Below are 15,863 nucleotides of genomic sequence, written 5' to 3'. Positions count from 1 at the left end.
GCGGACGGGCAGTCATACACAACATTACAAATCGACAGGAAATGAAAGGTTTCGCCCGCCTCGCTGCCCTGCTGCTCTGTTGTGTATGTCTGCACAGCGCGCAGGCCCAACAGATGGGCGTGCCCATGGACGTGCTGCACTGGTGGACCTCGGCCAGCGAACGCAAAGCCGCTGACCAGCTCGCCCTGCAACTGGCGCAGGCCGGCGTGCAGTGGAAAGACGCTGCCATCCCCGGTGGCGGGGGCATGGCCGCAGTCAAAGTGCTCAAGAGCCGGGTGCTCATGGGCGACCCGCCGGATGTGGCGCAGCTGATTGGCACCACCCTCACCGACTGGGCCGACATCGGGCTGGTGATGCCGCTCAATGCGGTGGCGCAGCGCCAGCGCTGGTCGCAGGTGTTGTTCCCCACCGTACTTGAACTCGTCACTTACAAAGGCGATGTGATTGCCGCACCGCTGGGCATACACCGCATCAACACCTTGCTCTACAACCGCAAGGTGTTCGGCAGGCTGGGCCTCACGCCACCCCGCACTTGGGCCGAGTTTGAAATGACGGCCCGCAAGCTGCAAGCCAAAGGCATACGGCCGCTGGCCTGGAGCGACGAGCCCTGGCAGATTGCCACGGTGTTTGAGACGGTGCTGCTCGGCGACGCAGGCCCTGCGCTCTACCGCGAGCTCATCGTGCAGCGCAAGAGCAGCGCATGGATGGACGTCCGCGTGGAGCGCGCCCTGCAACGCCTGCGCTGGCTGCGCGCCCTGGCCACCGACGCCCCTGTGGAACGCCCCTGGACCGAGAGCACCCGCGAGCTCATGGCTGACAACGCCGGCATGATGATCATGGGCGATTGGGCCAAGGGCGAGCTCATGGCCTGGGGCGCCAGCCCGGTGCGCGACTTCGGCTGTGCCGTGGTGCCCGGCACCGAGAACATGCACCTCTACAGCATCGACACGCTGGCCATGCTGGTCAGCGCCCGTCCGCGCGAAGCCGCCCAGGAAAAGATGGCTGAGGTGGTCACCGGCATTCCTGCGCAGCTGGCCTACAACCGCTTCAAAGGCGCGGTGCCGGTACGCCGAGACATGGATCCCGCGACACTCGACGGCTGCGCCCGCGACTCCTGGGAAACCTTTGCCAGCCCGCGCAATGCGCGCGTACCCAGCCTGGCCCACCGCATGGCGGCCGATGAAGCCATCAAAGACGCCGTGGCCCAGACCCTGTGGCGCTACCTGACCGACCCCCGCATGGAAACCCAGGAGGCCCAGCGCCGCCTGGCCTCCGTGATCCGCGCACCCAGCGCCGAACGCTAACCCGCACGACCAGCCCATGACCCGCACCCTGCTTGTCGTTGACGACGACCAAAAAACCCGCAACCTGCTCAAGACCTATCTGGAGAAGCACCAGTACGAAGTCCGCGTGGCCCACGACGGCGCCAGCTTCAACGCCGAGTTCGAGCGCTTCAAGGACGAACTGAGCCTGGTCATCCTCGATGTGATGCTGCCCGACACCGATGGATTCACCCTGTGCCGCAGCGTGCGCAGCCAGTCGCCGGTGCCCATCATCATGTTGACTGCCAGCGCGGACGACACGGACCGCATCGTCGGGCTGGAGCTGGGGGCTGACGACTACATCGCCAAACCCTACAACCCGCGCGAGCTACTGGCCCGCATCAAGGCCATCCACCGCCGCATGCAGCTGGGCGCGCCCGGTGCGCCTGTGCGGTTTTTGAAATTCGCCGGCTTCAGCATGGACGTGGTGGAGCGTGTGCTCACCGACCCGCAAGGCCAGCCGGTGGTGCTCACCAGCATGGACTTCAACCTGCTGCGCTTTTTTGCCGAACATGCAGGCGAAACTCTGGACCGCGCCCGCCTGATGGAGCAAACCCGTGGCCGCGACCTCGGGCCTTTGGACCGCTCACTCGATGTGCAGGTGAGCCGCCTGCGCCAGCGCCTGCATGACGATGGCAAGCAGCCGGTGTTGATCAAAACCGTGCGCGGCAGCGGCTATGTGTTCTCGGCGGACGTGAGCGCCCATGCCGAACCCTGAGCGCCGCCGCTGGACGCGGCGCTACCTGCCCGACAGCCTGCTAGGCCGCATCGTGGTGGTCATGGCACTGGGCGTCATCAGCGCGCAGCTGGTGGGTACCTTGCTGTGGGCAAGGCAGTTGCGCGAGAGTGCGCGGGCCGAAGCCCTGAGTGCCGGCCACGCGATTGCGCTGAACGCGGCAGGCTCCATACGCTTCTTCCGCGACCTCCCGCCGCAGTTCCGCCCCATCCTGATTGAGCAGCTGCGCACCATGGGCGGCACCCGCTTTTTCATCAACGTAAACAAAGCGCGTGTGCCGGTGCAGCCGGTGGAAGGTAACGGCCTGGTGGACGCCGTGGTGGAAGCCATGCAGGGCGACCTCACCCGCAACCTGGCGGGCAACACCCAAGCCCCCAGCGTGGCCTTTGCCTGGCCCGAGACGCTGCAGGTTTCTGACGACGGGCGCATGGTGCGCGACCTGCCGGACTCGTGGGTGGAAGCCACCCTGCTGCTGCGCCCGCGCCCCGCACCGGTGCTGGTCATCCAGGCCGAGTTCGAACCCGGGCGCTGGCTGTACCTGGCCACCACCATGCCCGACCCCTACTTTCTGGAGAACGCCAACCCCCTCACCTGGGACCGCGTGGCCTTGCAACTCGTGACGCTGCTGACCGCCCTGGTGATCAGCGTGCTGCTGGTGCGCGGGCTCATACGCCCGCTGAACAAAATTGCCTCGGCCGCCAATGCCTTTGGTAGCGACACCGCACCCGAGAGCGTGCCCGAAACCGGCACCGCCGAGCTGCGCCGCACCGCACGCGCCTTCAATGAAATGCAGGCCCGCATTCAGGGCTATTTGGTGGACCGGGAGCGGCTGTTTCTGGGCATTTCGCACGGGCTCAAAACGCCCATCATGCGGCTCAAGTTGCGCACCGAACTGCTGGACGACGACACCCTGCGCGCCGAGTTCCACGAAGACCTGGATGACCTCGATGTGATGGTCAAAGCCGCGCTGCAAAGCGTGAAAGACACTGACATTCACGAGAACCTCACCCCCGTGCGGCTGGACACCCTGCTCGCCCGCCTGGCACAACGCCCCATTCACCCCGACGCCACCATCGAATGCACGGCAGAGCCGGTGAGCGTGCTGGGTAAACCGCTGGCGCTGGAGCGCGCCCTGAGCAACCTGCTGGACAACGCAGTGCTCTATGGCGAGCGGGTGCAGGTGCGCCTGAGCCTGCAAGGCAGCCGCGCGCTGGTGGAGGTGCGCGACTTCGGCCCCGGCATTGCACAGGCCAGCATGTCAGCCGCGTTTGAGCCGCATGTGCGCCTCAGTCACGGCCAGCAACAAAACCGCACAGGCACCGGTTTGGGCCTGGGCATAGCGCGCAACATCATCCAGGCCCATGGCGGCGAAATCAGGCTGCACAACCACGCCGAGGGCGGGCTGGTGGTGACGGTGCTACTGGCAGCGTTGCCGGCCGACTAGCCCCGCGCCGGTATGTCCACCAACGAACAGACCGGCCGCCCCTTCCCCCTTACTGTGACGACTCTCAGGCCTGCATGGCCTGCCACTGTTTTCACTTTAAGGATTCCCCATGAAAACTACCCACACCCTGCTGAGCAGCGCCACTATGGCCGCCTGCTTGCTGTTTGCCGGCACTGCGATGGCGCAGATGTCGCCTACCGACTTCAACGCCAGCAAGACGCGCATCAAGAACGAATACAGCACCGCCAAAAAGGCCTGCAACTCCCAGTCCGGCAATGCGCGTGACATCTGTGTTGCCGAGGCCAAAGGCAAAGAGTCGGTAGCGCTGGCCGAGCTGGACAACACCTACAAGCCCACGCTCAAAACGCAATACAAAGTGCGCACCGAGCAGGCAGAGGCCACTTATGACGTGGCCAAACAAAAGTGCGATGACCTGTCGGGCAACCCCAAGGATGTATGTGTGAAAGAGGCCAAGGCCGCGCGCACTACCGCCAAGGCCGACGCCACCGTGCAAATGAAGACCGGCCAAACCAACTCGGACGCCAAAACCGACAACAAGGAAGTCCGCACCGATGCGGCCGCCGACAAGCGCGCCGCTGAACTCAAGGTGGCAGAAGAGAAGTGCGATGCCCTGGCCTCCACCGCCAAGGACACCTGCATGGCAGCGGCCAAGGCCAAGTTCGGCAAGATGTAATTCGTCGCCAGACGCAAAAAAGCCGGCTACCAGAGCCGGCTTTTTTGTGGGCGATTAGCGCTTAGTAGCTGCTACGGCCACCACGGTAGCCATCCGAGCTGCCGCGGTCTTCACGCGGACGGGCCAGGTTGACCACGATGGAGCGGCCATCCACGGATTGGCCGTTCAAACCGTCAATGGCGGCTTGGGCAAATGCGGGCGTGCTCATTTCCACAAAGGCGAAGCCCTTGGAACGGCCGGTGTCGCGGTCCATCATGACCTTGGCGGAGGTGACTTCGCCGAATTCGGAGAAGTTGCTCTGCAGGCTGTCGTCAGTGACGGAGTAGGGCAGGTTGCCCACGTAAATTTTGCTGCTCATGGTGAGCCTTTCAGTGAGTGCGCTGTCAGCCCGGGTGGCTGGGGTGCGCGGGTTTGCAGCCTTTGCGGGCGGCGGAATGGGGTGATGTCGGTGGCTTGGTGCGTCCGGCCTGCTTCAGCAGGTTTGCGCATTGGCGCTGCCGGTTTCTAACCAGCCTTGGGTAATGGCGTACACGCGGGCAGCTTCACGGGAGACAAACTCGCAGTCGAAGTTAAAGACCCGGCAGTAAGCGCCCTTGCTCTGGCTGCGCTGAACGGCGATGGAGGCACGGTACAGACCGTTGCTGGTTTCTTGCGTTGCGGGCGAAACAATGTAGTTGCCCATGGGGATAGCGGATTCGAAATTCTGATTCATGAAAAGGGAGAGGTGCGGGCCACGTTATCAGGCCGGCTTGAGCAAAAAGAGATTCGGTTGGCTGCTGCTCTGCAGATCAACGCGGTCGACAGGTGTCGAATAGGCCGGATGCCGACGGCAAAAGACTTCTCTTGGCGGCTCCGTGGAACGGGGTGTGTGGGGGTAGCACCGTGTTCCTGCGTTGAATTATATCCATACGTAAATAAAAGTCAACACCTTTATTACCCCTGAATATAAAAGACCGTTTTCACCCCGGGTGCGCCTGCGCACCGACACCCTGTTGGCAGCGGCCTACTGTGGCAAGCATGCAGCCCCCGTTGCATGCCGGTGACGAGCCGGCCCACCTTTTCAGGAGCTACTCATGGGTATCAACAAAGATCAGATCAAGGGACGCACACAGGAAGCCAAAGGCAAGGTCAAAGAGGTCGTCGGCAAAGCCCTGGGCAACAAGTCCATGGAAGTCAAAGGCAACGTCCAGAAGAACATGGGCGCGGTGCGCGCCTCGGTAGGCGATGCCAAGGAAAGTGTCTCCAAAGCCCTCAAGCGCTCGTAGCAGCTGCGCGAGCAGCTCCTACTTTTGTAGCACGCCGCGCCCCTCGACCCACACGGCTTGCACCTGCAAGTTGCGGTCGAGCACTACCGCATCTGCCCAGGCGCCAGTCTGCAAACGCCCGCGGTCGGATAAGCCCATGTGGTCGGCCGCGAAGGTGGACACCCGGCTGCTGGCGTCCGCCAGGCTCAGGCCCAGTGTGTTGACGAGGTTGCGCAACGCCTGGTCCATGCTGAGCACCGAGCCGGCCAGCGTGCCATCGGCCAGGCGCACACCTCCCATGCACTTGGTCACGGTGTGGCGGCCGAGCTTGTAGTCGCCATCGGGCATACCGGCAGCTGAGGTGGAGTCGGTCACGCAATACAGCTTGGGGATGGCGCGCAGCGCCGCGTGGATGGCGCCGGGGTGCACGTGCAGCAGGTCGGGAATGACTTCTGCAAACTCGGCATGCGCCAGCGCCGCACCCACCATGCCGGGCTCGCGGTGGTGCAAGGCCGACATGGCGTTGAACAAATGGGTAAAGCCCGTGGCCCCGCAGCGCAGCGCAGCCACACCCTGCTCGTAACTGCCGGTGGTGTGGCCCAGCTGCACCTTGAAGCCCTCGGCCACCAGCTGTGCAATCAGTGCCTCGTTGCCCCCCACCTCGGGCGCCAGCGTGATCAGGCGAATGGGCGCCAGCGCATGCAGGCGGTGGATTTCGTCAAAGCTCGCGGGCCGGGCGAATGGCGGTTGAGCGCCCAAGCGCGCCTCGCTGATGTACGGCCCCTCCAGGTGCACACCCAGCACGCGGGCGGCATTTGGCGCAGGCGCGGTGCACATAGGTGCGAGTGCGGCAAAGGCGGCATCCAGGTCGGCTTGTGGAGCCGTCATGGTGGTGGCCAAGAGCGAGGTGGTGCCATGCTGCGCATGCAGGCGCGCTACGTGGCAGGCCGCGTCGCCGCCTTCCATGATGTCGTGCCCCGCACCGCCATGCACATGCAGGTCGATAAAGCCGGGCAGCACGATGGGCGCACTGCTCTCGCGCACTTGGGCCTCGCTCACCGGCTCGCCGGTGATGCCGACAATGCGGCCATCGGTGCCCATGTGCAGGCTGCCGTGCACAAAGCCGGTGGGGGTGAGGATGTGGCCTTGCAGAAAAGTAAGTGCCGTCATAGGCTGCTCCGGAGTTCGGCCACAAAGGCGTAGTAATCGCTGCGGCAATAGGTTTGGGTGAATTCGATGGCGTTGCCATCTGCACTGTGGGCCACGCGGCTCACCCACAAGAGCGCGGCGCCTTCGGGCACCTGCAAATGGGTAGCCATGTCGGCCGCGGCGTTGATGGCGCGCAGGTGCTGCACTGCGCGCACGGGCGCTGCGCCACTGCGGGCCAGGTGCAGGTAGAGCGAGCCGTCCAGCTCCTGCGGGCGGGGCAGCACACTCAAAGGCAGCGCGCTGTGCTCGTAGGCCATGGGCACGCCATCGGCCAGGCGCAGGCGCAGCAGGCGTGCCACCTTGGCACCGCGCTGCAGGCCCAGCGCCTCGCGCTCGGGCACGGTGGCCACACCGGTTTCGCGGGTGATCCACTGGCTGGCCGGCACATAGCCGCGCTGGCGCAGCTCTTCCGAAAAACTGGCGAGCTTGCTGGTGGGCTGCTCGATGCGCGGCGCAATGAAGTTGCCCGAGCCATGTTTGCGCACCACCAGGCCCTGCTCCACCAGCACGTCAATCGCCTTGCGCGCCGTGATCCGCGACACGCCCAGCGACTCACACAGCACCCGCTCCGAGGGCAGCGCCTGGTCTACCCGGAAGGTGCCAGCACGAATGTCCGCCGCCAGCTGGCGCGCCAGCTGCAGGTACAGCGGAGAGGTGTCTTCAAGACTGGTGGGGGTGGCAGGCACGTGGTGGGGTGAGGCTGGATGGAAGTGGTCTTGATTGTATAACCACTTTAATACCAGTTACCCACCCAATGGCTCCGCCAGTACCACACGGTTGCGGCCCTGGGCCTTGGCTTCGTAAAGCGCGTCGTCGGCTTGGCCCAGCAGGTTTTCGAGGCTGTCGTCCGGGCCGGGCACGGTGACTGCCACACCGCAACTCACGGTCACTACCGATTCATACGCCAACGGGTGCGGCATGCCCAGGGCGCGCACGGCATCGCATGCGCGCTGGGCCATTTGCAGGGCCTGCGGGCCATCGGTGCCGGGCGCGATGATCACAAACTCCTCGCCACCGTAGCGCGCCACCAGGTCGCTGGCGCGGCTCACGCCGCTGATGGCCTGGGCCACAGCGCGCAAACACTCGTCGCCGGCCTGGTGGCCGAAGTGGTCGTTGTAGCGCTTGAACCAGTCCACATCCAGCATGACCAGCGCCAAGGGCTGGGCGGTGCGCTCCAGCCGCGTCCACTCTTTGTGCAGCACCTGGTCAAAGTGGCGGCGGTTGGCAATGCCAGTCAGGCCGTCCACCATGCTCAGCGCCTCCAGCCGCTCGTTGGCCACTTGCAGCTGGCGGGTGCGCTCTTCGACCCGGTGGGCCAGCTCCTGCTCAGAGGCACGCAGCGTGTCTACCAGCTGCTGCTGGGTGGACACCAACTCGCGCTGCGCCATGTGCTTTTCGCGGCGCATCTGGTTAAAGCGGTCGGCCAGCGCAAAGGCCAGCAGCAGCATCTCGAGGTTGGAGCCCAGCTGAAAGCCGTTTACGGTGAAGGCATTGGTCGGCAACCAGCCGAAGCTGCGCGCGGTGGTCACCAGGCTACCCACCGCCAACATGCCAAAGGCCCCCAAAAAGTAGTACCCGCTGCGCATGCGCAAAAAGGCACACCACGCGCCCACCGCAGTCACGGCCAGCACAGTCAACAAAAACAGCAGCGTGGCAAAGCGCGCCACTGGCGTTATGGCAAACCAATACACCAGCGGTGCCAGCAGGTGCACCGCCGCCAGCGCCTGCAATGCGCGGTGCACACGAGGCAGCACGGTGGCGGTGTCCAGCATGCGGCGGGTGAACAGGCAAAACGCCGCCGCCCCTACCGACGCGGCCGTGTAATACGAAAAGTTGCTCCACACCAGCGCCCCGGGCCAAAAGTACTGGGAAGCCAGCCCGGCCTTGGAGGCCAGCATCAGCGCGGTAGCGCCCACAAACACCACGTAGTAGCCATAAATGCGGTCACGCAATGCCACCCACAGCATCAGATTGAACACCAGCATCGCCGTGGCCATGCCGTAGTACCAGGCGTGGAGCATGTAGTCGGTGTGGGTGTGCTCATCAAGGTCAGGCCGGGCCCACAGCTGCACCGGCACGATCAGCCCGATGCTGGACTGCACCCGCAGGTACACCACCTGCGTGGCCTGCGGGGCCACCTGCAGCGGGAACACCAGATGCCGGTGCGCCACCGCCCGGGTGGCAAAAGGCAGGTCGCCACCGGTGCGCGTTTCGGTGTAGCGGCCCGCGTCATCAGGCACAAAGAAAGACACATGGGAAATGCGCGCGTTGCTCACCTCCAGCAGCTGGTGCGCCACGGCGGAGCCGGGGTTGCGCACCTCCAGCCGCAGCCAGAAGGCCGAGCGGGTAAAGCCCAGCGACAAGCCTTGGGACGCACCGGGCCGTGGCACCATGCGGCCGGCGCGGTCTGCGGCCAGCACCTCCGGCAGGGTCAGGCTGCCATCGGCATCCTCCAGTACAGCCAGCGCCGGGCTCACGTCCATGGCGCCCGCACCCACCGCCTGCACCGGCACCGCCTGCGCAGCCACCCACAGTGGCAGGAGCAAAATCACATTTACTATGATTTTGATAGCTGCTCGCGCATGTTTGATGGTCGCCAGAGGCATTTTTGGCTCGTATTTTGGTGGCGTTTATTGCATGGTAGCGGATTCAACTTAAGACGGGTGCGGTCTTAAACCCTAGGCTCGCCGGAGCCCTAACTGCACCAGAATAGTGAAATTCACAAGCCAATCAAATTGAATGTGTGCTTTTATGCGGGCATGATGGCGGCCATCTAAAAAAAGCATTCAGGGTGGCAGGCAGTTCATGGCGACATTGATTCCGGCAATCGGCGCGTGCGTTTCACGCATGACCACAGGCGAACGCCGGCTGGCCGAACGGCTGGAAGCCAAGCTCGATGACGATTACCGGCTCTGGTACGACGTGCCCATGGGCCCGCGCAACACCCACCCCGACTTTTGTGTGCTGCACCCGCGCCGCGGCATTCTGGTGCTGGAGGTGAAAGACTGGAAAGTGGGCAGCACCATCTTGCGGGCCAACAAGCAAGACTGGGAGATCATGGGCGACAGCGGGCCCAAGACCGTCATCAACCCGCTGGAGCAAGCCCGCCAATACGCCCACGCCGTGGTCAACGCCCTGCAGCGCGACGCGCAGCTGGTGCAACCCGACGGCCCGCACGCAGGCAAGCTGGTGTGCCCCTGGAGCTACGGCGTGGTGTTCCCCTTTATTTCCCGCAAGCAGTTTGAAGCCGCCGAGCTGCAACACGCCATAGAGCCCCACCGCGTGATCTGCCAGGACGAAATGACGGAAACCTTGGAGGCCGAAGACCTGCAAAGCCGGCTGTGGGACATGTTCCCCTACGGCATGCGCGGCGCTTTGAGCCTGCCGCAGATCGACCGCGTGCGCTGGATCATGTTCCCCGAGGTGCGCGTGCAGCAAGGCACGCTGTTTGACGACAACGACGAGGCCGCCACCCTGCCCGACATCATGCGTGTGATGGACCTGCAGCAAGAGCAGCTGGCCCGCAGCCTGGGCGACGGGCACCGCGTCATCCACGGCGTGGCGGGCTCAGGCAAAACCATGATCCTGGGCTACCGCGCGGAGTACTTGGCCAAGGCGAGCACGGCGAGCAGCAAACCCATCCTCATTCTCTGCTTTAACGAGCCGCTGGGCGTGAAGCTACACAGCGTCATGCAGGCCAAAGGCTTGGGCGGCCGCGTGCACGTGCGGCATTTTCATAAGTGGTGCCGCGAGCAGCTGGTGGCCTTTGGGCAGACACTGCCCGGTCAGATGAGTAGTGAGCGGTATGCCGAAGAACTGGTGCAAAGAGTCATTGCAGGTGTAGATCGCCAGCAAATCCCCAGCGGCCAATACCAAGCGGTGATGATCGACGAGGGCCACGACTTCGCGCCCGAATGGCTCAAGCTCGTGACACAGATGGTGGACCCCACCGCCAACAGCCTGCTGGTGCTGTACGACGACGCGCAAAGCATTTACGAGCGGGCGCGCTCTAAACAGTTCAGCTTCAAGAGCGTGGGCATCCAGGCGCAGGGGCGCACCACCATCCTGAAGATCAACTACCGCAACACCCGCCAGATATTGCACACCGCCAGCCTGGTGGCAGCCGACCTGCTGACCGCAGACGACAAAGACGACGACGGCATCCCCCTGCTCAAACCCGTGAGCTGCGGGCGCGAGGGGCAAGAGCCCCTCATCATCAAGCTGCCCACCCTGCAGGCAGAAGCAGAAGCCATTGCCGACCACCTGGCCCAAGCCCAGCATGAGGGCTTTGCGTGGGGCGACATGGCAGTGCTGTGTGCTGACTGGAAGACCCGGGATTTGTGCGCCCGCACCCTGGCGCAACGCAAGCTGCCGGTAGAGAACCGACTTGGAAATGGAGACTTCGATCCCACCAGCAACAAGATCAAGGTGATGACCATGAAGGTCAGCAAAGGCCTGGAGTTCCCCGTGGTTGCTCTACCCGGCGTGGGGCATATGCCTGCGGTGGGGGAGGATGAGAAGGAAGCAGCGCGGGTGTTTTATGTGGCGGCTACTCGGGCGACTCAAAAACTAGTGATCACGGTAAGTGAAGATCGGGAATTCGGGCGGCGACTGAGCAGGTGATGCCAACTGTCTTCGTCCTCATAGCCCGTCTCAATCCATCAATCGAAAAATATTCAGCTCACATGTCATCATTAGTAACATTTTTCCAACAATGCGTGTATCATCCGCCCATGTGACAACACATACATCATATGAAGGCATCATGATCAACCGACTTGCACTTGAAATTGAACTGGAAGAATTTCTTCGACGATTTACTGATTCCATCGACCGAATTTATGGTCGGGGCCTAGCGGCCACCTTGGCAACGGATGTACGCCAATCCACGTTGTGGGCCACAGTCATCCGCATGTTCGAATACGGCGTAGAAGGCCGTACATTCGATGGCCTGGGCGACGGGGATGGAACCCTTGATCCAGACGCGCAGGACGCAATGCTGTTCCTAACGGGGCTACATGGTTTGACCGCTTTCCTCGGCGAAGATGAGGTACCGGTTCCTCACAAAGCAATCCGGGTCGTGGAAATGGCATGTACACGCCATGTGCTTGACGGCGGCGAGCGGTTCTACGCGATGGATGAAGACGCGCAATGGTCCGACTGCCTTTCCATCGCAGAGATCGCTTTGCTTGCGAACATGGACGTGAAAAGCGTACGTAACGCCACGAGTGAAAAAGCTGCAGATCGCCTCAATACCCAATTGATAGGAAAGCGCAGCCAAGTGTCCCTCGAAGAGGCTCGGCGATGGCTTGCCGGTCGGAAGGGCTTCGTCCCAAGTTCGAAAACTCCCATTCAGACAACGTCATCCCATATATCTCTGTCAGCGAATACCTTCGAGCTTCTTACCGCTCAGGCGCAAGCGAATGGCGTCGACGTAGAGACACTCATCTTGGCCCTGCTCGGACAGGTCAATGCATGACTGAAATATCCAAACATGCAGCGATACGCAGCCAGCAACGAGGCATTCCGCCATTGCTGATTGATTTGCTCATTCAATTCGGCAGCACAGAACCGGCGGGCGGGGGCGCTTCAAAGGTGTTTCTCGACAAAACCGGACACAAACGATTGAAGGCATATGCAGGACAACTGGCGGCCGCGCTAAAGCCTCATCTTGACGCTTATGCCGTGCTTAGCCCGGATGGGCAAATCATTACCGTAGCTCACCGACTCGAACGTATACGCAGACACTGAATCGCGGCTAAAAAAACTAAGACTGAAACCCCAAAATTCTTTTTATGAACACAAACAACTCCCCCTTTCAAACAGCTTTGGCAATTTTTCACGCTGCCACGCCGGTTCTACGGATTAGCGGGCTTGGGGGTTCTCGCTGGACGCGCAACGTACCGGAGAGCGACTCCCGTCGCGGTCCATGGTTGCAAGCTCACTACGAAGTGGTTAACGAGAAGGCATGGCGCGCAAAAGGCGCTTGTCTCTACCTGGTTGCAGGACGCGACACTAAGATCCGCTATGTCGGTATTTCACGCAATGGCGTTAAGCACCGGTGGCGCACGTCACCCGCCTACGACAACCTCACGGGTCAGCGACTCCCAGTTGACCAGCTCTTCCACAGCCAATGCTGGAAGCACATCGAACGAGAGGCCGCATCAGGCATCGACACCAGTTTCGAAGTCCGTTGCATCGAGGCAAACAATTTGGTGACAGTACTTGAGCAAATTGGCGGTCCGATGGCCGGGTTTACGGTTCTACGCGACCATGGAGAGAGCCTTGTCGGGGGCGTCGAACGTTGGCTATGCAATCACAAAAGCCTAGATCTTGCTTCCTGGAACTCGGCGATGACTGGCAAGAAATAAGATCCACTGTAGTGGTTTAAGGGCCGATATACCCAGTTAGATATTTGCCCAAACAAAATTATGAAGAGATCCCCTCCCCATGCACGAAATCATCTGCCCCCACTGCAGCAAAGCCTTCAAGATCGACGAGGCGGGGTATGCCGACATCCTCAAGCAGGTGCGCGATGGCGCGTTTGAGCAAGCGTTGCATGAGCGCCTCGAATTGGCCGAGCGGGAAAAGCGGGACGCCATTGCCCTGGCCAAGGCCGAGGTAACCAATGCGCTGCAAAAAGCTGCGTCTACCAAAGACACCGAGATTCAGGCGCTCAAGGCCCAGCTGGACGCGGGCGAGGTAGCGCGCAAGCTGGCAGTGGCCGAAGCCTTGGGCACAGTAGAAAAGCAGCGCGATGCGCTGGCTAACGAACTGGCACAAGCACGTAGCGCGCAACTAAGCGCAGCCCAGTTGGCCGAGGCCAAGCTGGCCCATGCGCTGCAGGCCGAAGCCGCCAAAAAGGACGCCGAGATTCAGGCGCTGCAAGCCAAGCTGGCGGCCAGCGACACCGCGCGCCAGTTGGCGGTGAATGAAGCTGTGAGCGTGGTCGCGCAGGAGCGCGATGCCTTGAAGAATGACCTGAGCCTCATCGCCGTCAAGAGTCAGCTGGAAGAGAAAGCCATCAAGGAGCAATATGCCTTGCAGCTGCGCGACCGTGAGGGCGAGATAGAGCGCCTGCGGGACATGAAGGCGCGGCTCTCAACCAAGATGGTGGGCGAGACGCTGGAGCAGCACTGCGAGATTGAGTTCAACCGCATTCGTGCGGCGGCGTTTCAACGCGCGCATTTTGAAAAAGACAACGACGCCCGCACCGGCAGCAAGGGCGACTACATTTTTCGCGAGGCGGACGAGCACGGCACCGAGATCGTTTCCATCATGTTTGAGATGAAGAACGAGAGCGACGAGACGGCCACCAAAAAGCGGAACGAAGACTTTTTGAAAGAGCTGGACAAGGACCGCAACGAGAAAGCCTGCGAGTACGCGGTGCTGGTGTCCCTGCTGGAGCCGGAGAGCGAGCTGTACAACAGCGGCATCGTCGATGTGTCGCACCGCTACCCCAAGATGTATGTGGTGCGGCCGCAGTTCTTTGTGCCGCTGATCACGCTCTTGCGCAATGCCGCGTTGAACGCGCAGAAATACAAGTCCGAACTGGCTCTGGTGCGCTCGCAGAATGTGGACATCACCAAGTTCGAAACCCAGTTGGATGAATTCAAAACCGCGTTCGGGCGCAACTGGCGCTTGGCGTCTGAGGGCTTTGAAGAAGCTATTCGTCGCATTGACGAAGCCATCAAGGACCTGGAGAAAACCAAGGAAGCGCTGCACAAGTCCGCCAACAACTTACGCCTGGCCAATGACAAGGCCGACGACTTGACGATCAAAAAGCTCACACGCGGCAACCCCACGATGGCGGCCAAGTTTGCTGAGTTGAAAGACAGTTAAGACACCCTTTCCCGGAGCCCCCATGCAACTCGGCTACACCATCCTCTACGTCCCCGACGTACCCGCCACGCTCAAGTTCTACGAGTCGGCCTTCGGCCTGACCACACGCTTTCTGCATGAGGGCGGCGACTACGGCGAGCTGGAGACGGGCAGCACGGCGCTGGCGTTTTCCAGCCACAGCCTGATGCAGCAGCTGGGCAAAAACCCGCAGGCGGCCAGCCCCACGGCGCCCTGCTTTGAGATTGCGCTGTGCACGCCCGATGTGGCCGCTGCGCTGGAGCGCGCCATAGCCGCCGGGGCTACGCCCATGCGCCCCGTGGAGGTGATGCCTTGGGGTCAAACGATTGCTTATGTGGCCGATATCAACGGCTTTTTAGTGGAGCTGTGCACGCCCGTGGGCTGAGCACGGCACAAGCGCGCAAGGCATTTTGCTACGTTTTTCGTAGCTGCTCGCGCACATTCCACGGGCGCTAGCTGCCCATTTGGCTTAGTTGCGCAGTCAACACCGCCCGCGTAGCCTCGTCCGCCGGGAACACATGCTCCACCCGCAGGGATGCCAGCGTGATGTCTTGCGGGGTACCGAAGGTGGAAAACATGCTGAAGAAAGCCAGCTCGCCGTGCCGCGTGGCAAAGCGGGTGGTGAGCACCGGCGCCATTTGGCGCGGCCACGCTGCAAGCACCCGCTTGCCCAGGCGCTGCTGCATTTGCTGCGCCAGCTGCTCCACGCGGGGCAGGATGTCGGGCACCACACTGGCGTCGTCGCGCATGTGGGCCAGCAGGGCGGGGGCCACTTCTTCGAGGTTGGTGATGTGTTGGGTCATGCCCTCGGGGTGCAGCATGGCGTCGATCATGTTGATGGGCGTGCCGGGTGGCAGGTCAGCCACCCAGGGCATGAGCGTGGTGGCCAGCCACTGGGCGCCGCGGTTCATCTGCAGCACGTTCCAGGCGGCGTCCATCACCATGGCGGGCATGGGGTCGTGCGCTTGGAGCAGCTGGGCCAGTGCGTCACGCACCGGAGCGAGCACGGCGTCGGCCAGCTCGCTGCCGCGGTAGACAGGGGCAAACCCGGCCTGCTGCAGGGCCACGTTGCGCAGGGCAAGCGGGGCTTGCAACTCGTGCAGCCAGTTCAGCAGCAGCTCGCGGCTGGGCTGGGCGCGGCCGCTTTCCACAAAGCTCACATGCCGCTGGCTCACGCCCATGCGCAGGGCCAGTTCCAGCTGGCTCAGGCGCTTGGATTTGCGCGCGGTTTGCAGGGTGGCTTGCAGGCTGTCGGGCTGGGCGTTATGCGGGTGGATGGTGCTGGTTTCCATGCGGGCATTGAATCACAGCGCTGCGCTTTCGCAATTACCTGCGACGTAATTGCGCGCATGCA

17 protein-coding genes are annotated in these 15,863 nt (G+C 62.5%); 11 read left to right on the top strand and 6 right to left on the bottom strand.

What is annotated here, in order from left to right:
* Positions 1–41 precede the first annotated feature (41 nt).
* The 4 genes from AEP_RS13675 (at position 42) to AEP_RS13660 (ending at position 4,196) form a co-directional block, all read left to right on the top strand.
* Positions 42–1,304, top strand: coding sequence for an ABC transporter substrate-binding protein (locus AEP_RS13675; protein WP_087495893.1), 1,263 nt, complete (start codon positions 42–44; stop codon positions 1,302–1,304).
* A 16-nt stretch (positions 1,305–1,320) separates the two neighbouring features.
* Complete coding sequence (locus AEP_RS13670) at positions 1,321–2,040, top strand: response regulator (RefSeq protein WP_087495892.1); 720 nt, start codon at positions 1,321–1,323, stop codon at positions 2,038–2,040.
* Positions 2,027–3,502, top strand: a complete 1,476-nt coding sequence (locus AEP_RS13665) for an ATP-binding protein (RefSeq protein WP_087495891.1) — start codon at positions 2,027–2,029, stop codon at positions 3,500–3,502. The genes AEP_RS13670 and AEP_RS13665 overlap by 14 nt, the downstream gene beginning before the upstream one ends.
* Positions 3,503–3,611: 109 nt before the next feature.
* Positions 3,612–4,196 (top strand): hypothetical protein, encoded by a 585-nt coding sequence (locus tag AEP_RS13660; protein ID WP_087495890.1) that lies wholly within the window; start codon positions 3,612–3,614, stop codon positions 4,194–4,196.
* A gap of 61 nt (positions 4,197–4,257) precedes the next feature.
* Here the strand turns inward: AEP_RS13660 and AEP_RS13655 are convergent, their stop codons facing one another.
* Together AEP_RS13655 and AEP_RS13650 are read right to left on the bottom strand one after the other, a co-directional pair.
* Positions 4,258–4,554: an RNA recognition motif domain-containing protein gene (locus tag AEP_RS13655; protein ID WP_087495889.1), complete on the bottom strand. Its 297-nt coding sequence runs from the start codon at positions 4,552–4,554 to the stop codon at positions 4,258–4,260.
* 114 nt (positions 4,555–4,668) lie between these two features.
* On the bottom strand, positions 4,669–4,908 hold the full coding sequence (locus AEP_RS13650) for a hypothetical protein (protein ID WP_232459831.1): 240 nt from the start codon (positions 4,906–4,908) through the stop codon (positions 4,669–4,671).
* 361 nt (positions 4,909–5,269) lie between these two features.
* Between AEP_RS13650 and AEP_RS13645 the strand changes: the two genes are divergently transcribed.
* Positions 5,270–5,461: a CsbD family protein gene (locus AEP_RS13645; RefSeq protein ID WP_442873335.1), complete on the top strand. Its 192-nt coding sequence runs from the start codon at positions 5,270–5,272 to the stop codon at positions 5,459–5,461.
* An 18-nt stretch (positions 5,462–5,479) separates the two neighbouring features.
* Here the strand turns inward: AEP_RS13645 and nagA are convergent, their stop codons facing one another.
* The 3 genes from nagA to AEP_RS13630 are packed head-to-tail and all read right to left on the bottom strand — an operon-like array spanning position 5,480 to position 9,255.
* Positions 5,480–6,610 carry an N-acetylglucosamine-6-phosphate deacetylase gene (gene nagA / locus AEP_RS13640; RefSeq protein ID WP_087495887.1) on the bottom strand — a complete coding sequence of 377 codons (1,131 nt, stop codon included), beginning with the start codon at positions 6,608–6,610 and terminating at the stop codon, positions 5,480–5,482.
* Positions 6,607–7,335, bottom strand: a complete 729-nt coding sequence (locus AEP_RS13635; protein ID WP_087495886.1) for a GntR family transcriptional regulator — start codon at positions 7,333–7,335, stop codon at positions 6,607–6,609. Before AEP_RS13635 ends, nagA begins: the two co-directional genes overlap by 4 nt.
* Positions 7,336–7,392: 57 nt before the next feature.
* A complete protein-coding gene (locus tag AEP_RS13630) occupies positions 7,393–9,255 on the bottom strand; it encodes a sensor domain-containing diguanylate cyclase (RefSeq protein WP_087495885.1) in 1,863 nt (620 codons plus the stop codon).
* 199 nt (positions 9,256–9,454) lie between these two features.
* Between AEP_RS13630 and AEP_RS13625 the strand changes: the two genes are divergently transcribed.
* From AEP_RS13625 to AEP_RS13600, 6 genes are all read left to right on the top strand, one after another.
* Entirely contained in the window at positions 9,455–11,272 is a 1,818-nt protein-coding gene (locus AEP_RS13625) for a DEAD/DEAH box helicase (RefSeq protein ID WP_198301828.1), read from the top strand.
* 142 nt (positions 11,273–11,414) lie between these two features.
* Positions 11,415–12,128, top strand: coding sequence for a hypothetical protein (locus tag AEP_RS13620; protein WP_087495883.1), 714 nt, complete (start codon positions 11,415–11,417; stop codon positions 12,126–12,128).
* Positions 12,125–12,400, top strand: coding sequence for a hypothetical protein (locus AEP_RS13615; RefSeq protein WP_087495882.1), 276 nt, complete (start codon positions 12,125–12,127; stop codon positions 12,398–12,400). The genes AEP_RS13620 and AEP_RS13615 overlap by 4 nt, the downstream gene beginning before the upstream one ends.
* A gap of 44 nt (positions 12,401–12,444) precedes the next feature.
* Entirely contained in the window at positions 12,445–13,020 is a 576-nt protein-coding gene (locus AEP_RS13610; protein WP_087495881.1) for a hypothetical protein, read from the top strand.
* A 79-nt stretch (positions 13,021–13,099) separates the two neighbouring features.
* Positions 13,100–14,491, top strand: coding sequence for a DUF2130 domain-containing protein (locus AEP_RS13605; RefSeq protein WP_087495880.1), 1,392 nt, complete (start codon positions 13,100–13,102; stop codon positions 14,489–14,491).
* A gap of 22 nt (positions 14,492–14,513) precedes the next feature.
* Positions 14,514–14,894, top strand: coding sequence for a VOC family protein (locus tag AEP_RS13600; protein ID WP_087495879.1), 381 nt, complete (start codon positions 14,514–14,516; stop codon positions 14,892–14,894).
* 67 nt (positions 14,895–14,961) lie between these two features.
* Here AEP_RS13600 and AEP_RS13595 read toward each other — a convergent pair whose 3' ends face one another.
* Positions 14,962–15,801 (bottom strand): helix-turn-helix transcriptional regulator, encoded by an 840-nt coding sequence (locus AEP_RS13595; RefSeq protein WP_087495878.1) that lies wholly within the window; start codon positions 15,799–15,801, stop codon positions 14,962–14,964.
* Positions 15,802–15,863: the final 62 nt, after the last annotated feature.

The organism is Curvibacter sp. AEP1-3, assembly GCF_002163715.1.
In the GTDB taxonomy this organism is placed as follows: Bacteria; Pseudomonadota; Gammaproteobacteria; order Burkholderiales; family Burkholderiaceae_C; genus Allorhodoferax.
This window is presented reverse-complemented; position numbering and strand designations above follow the sequence as displayed.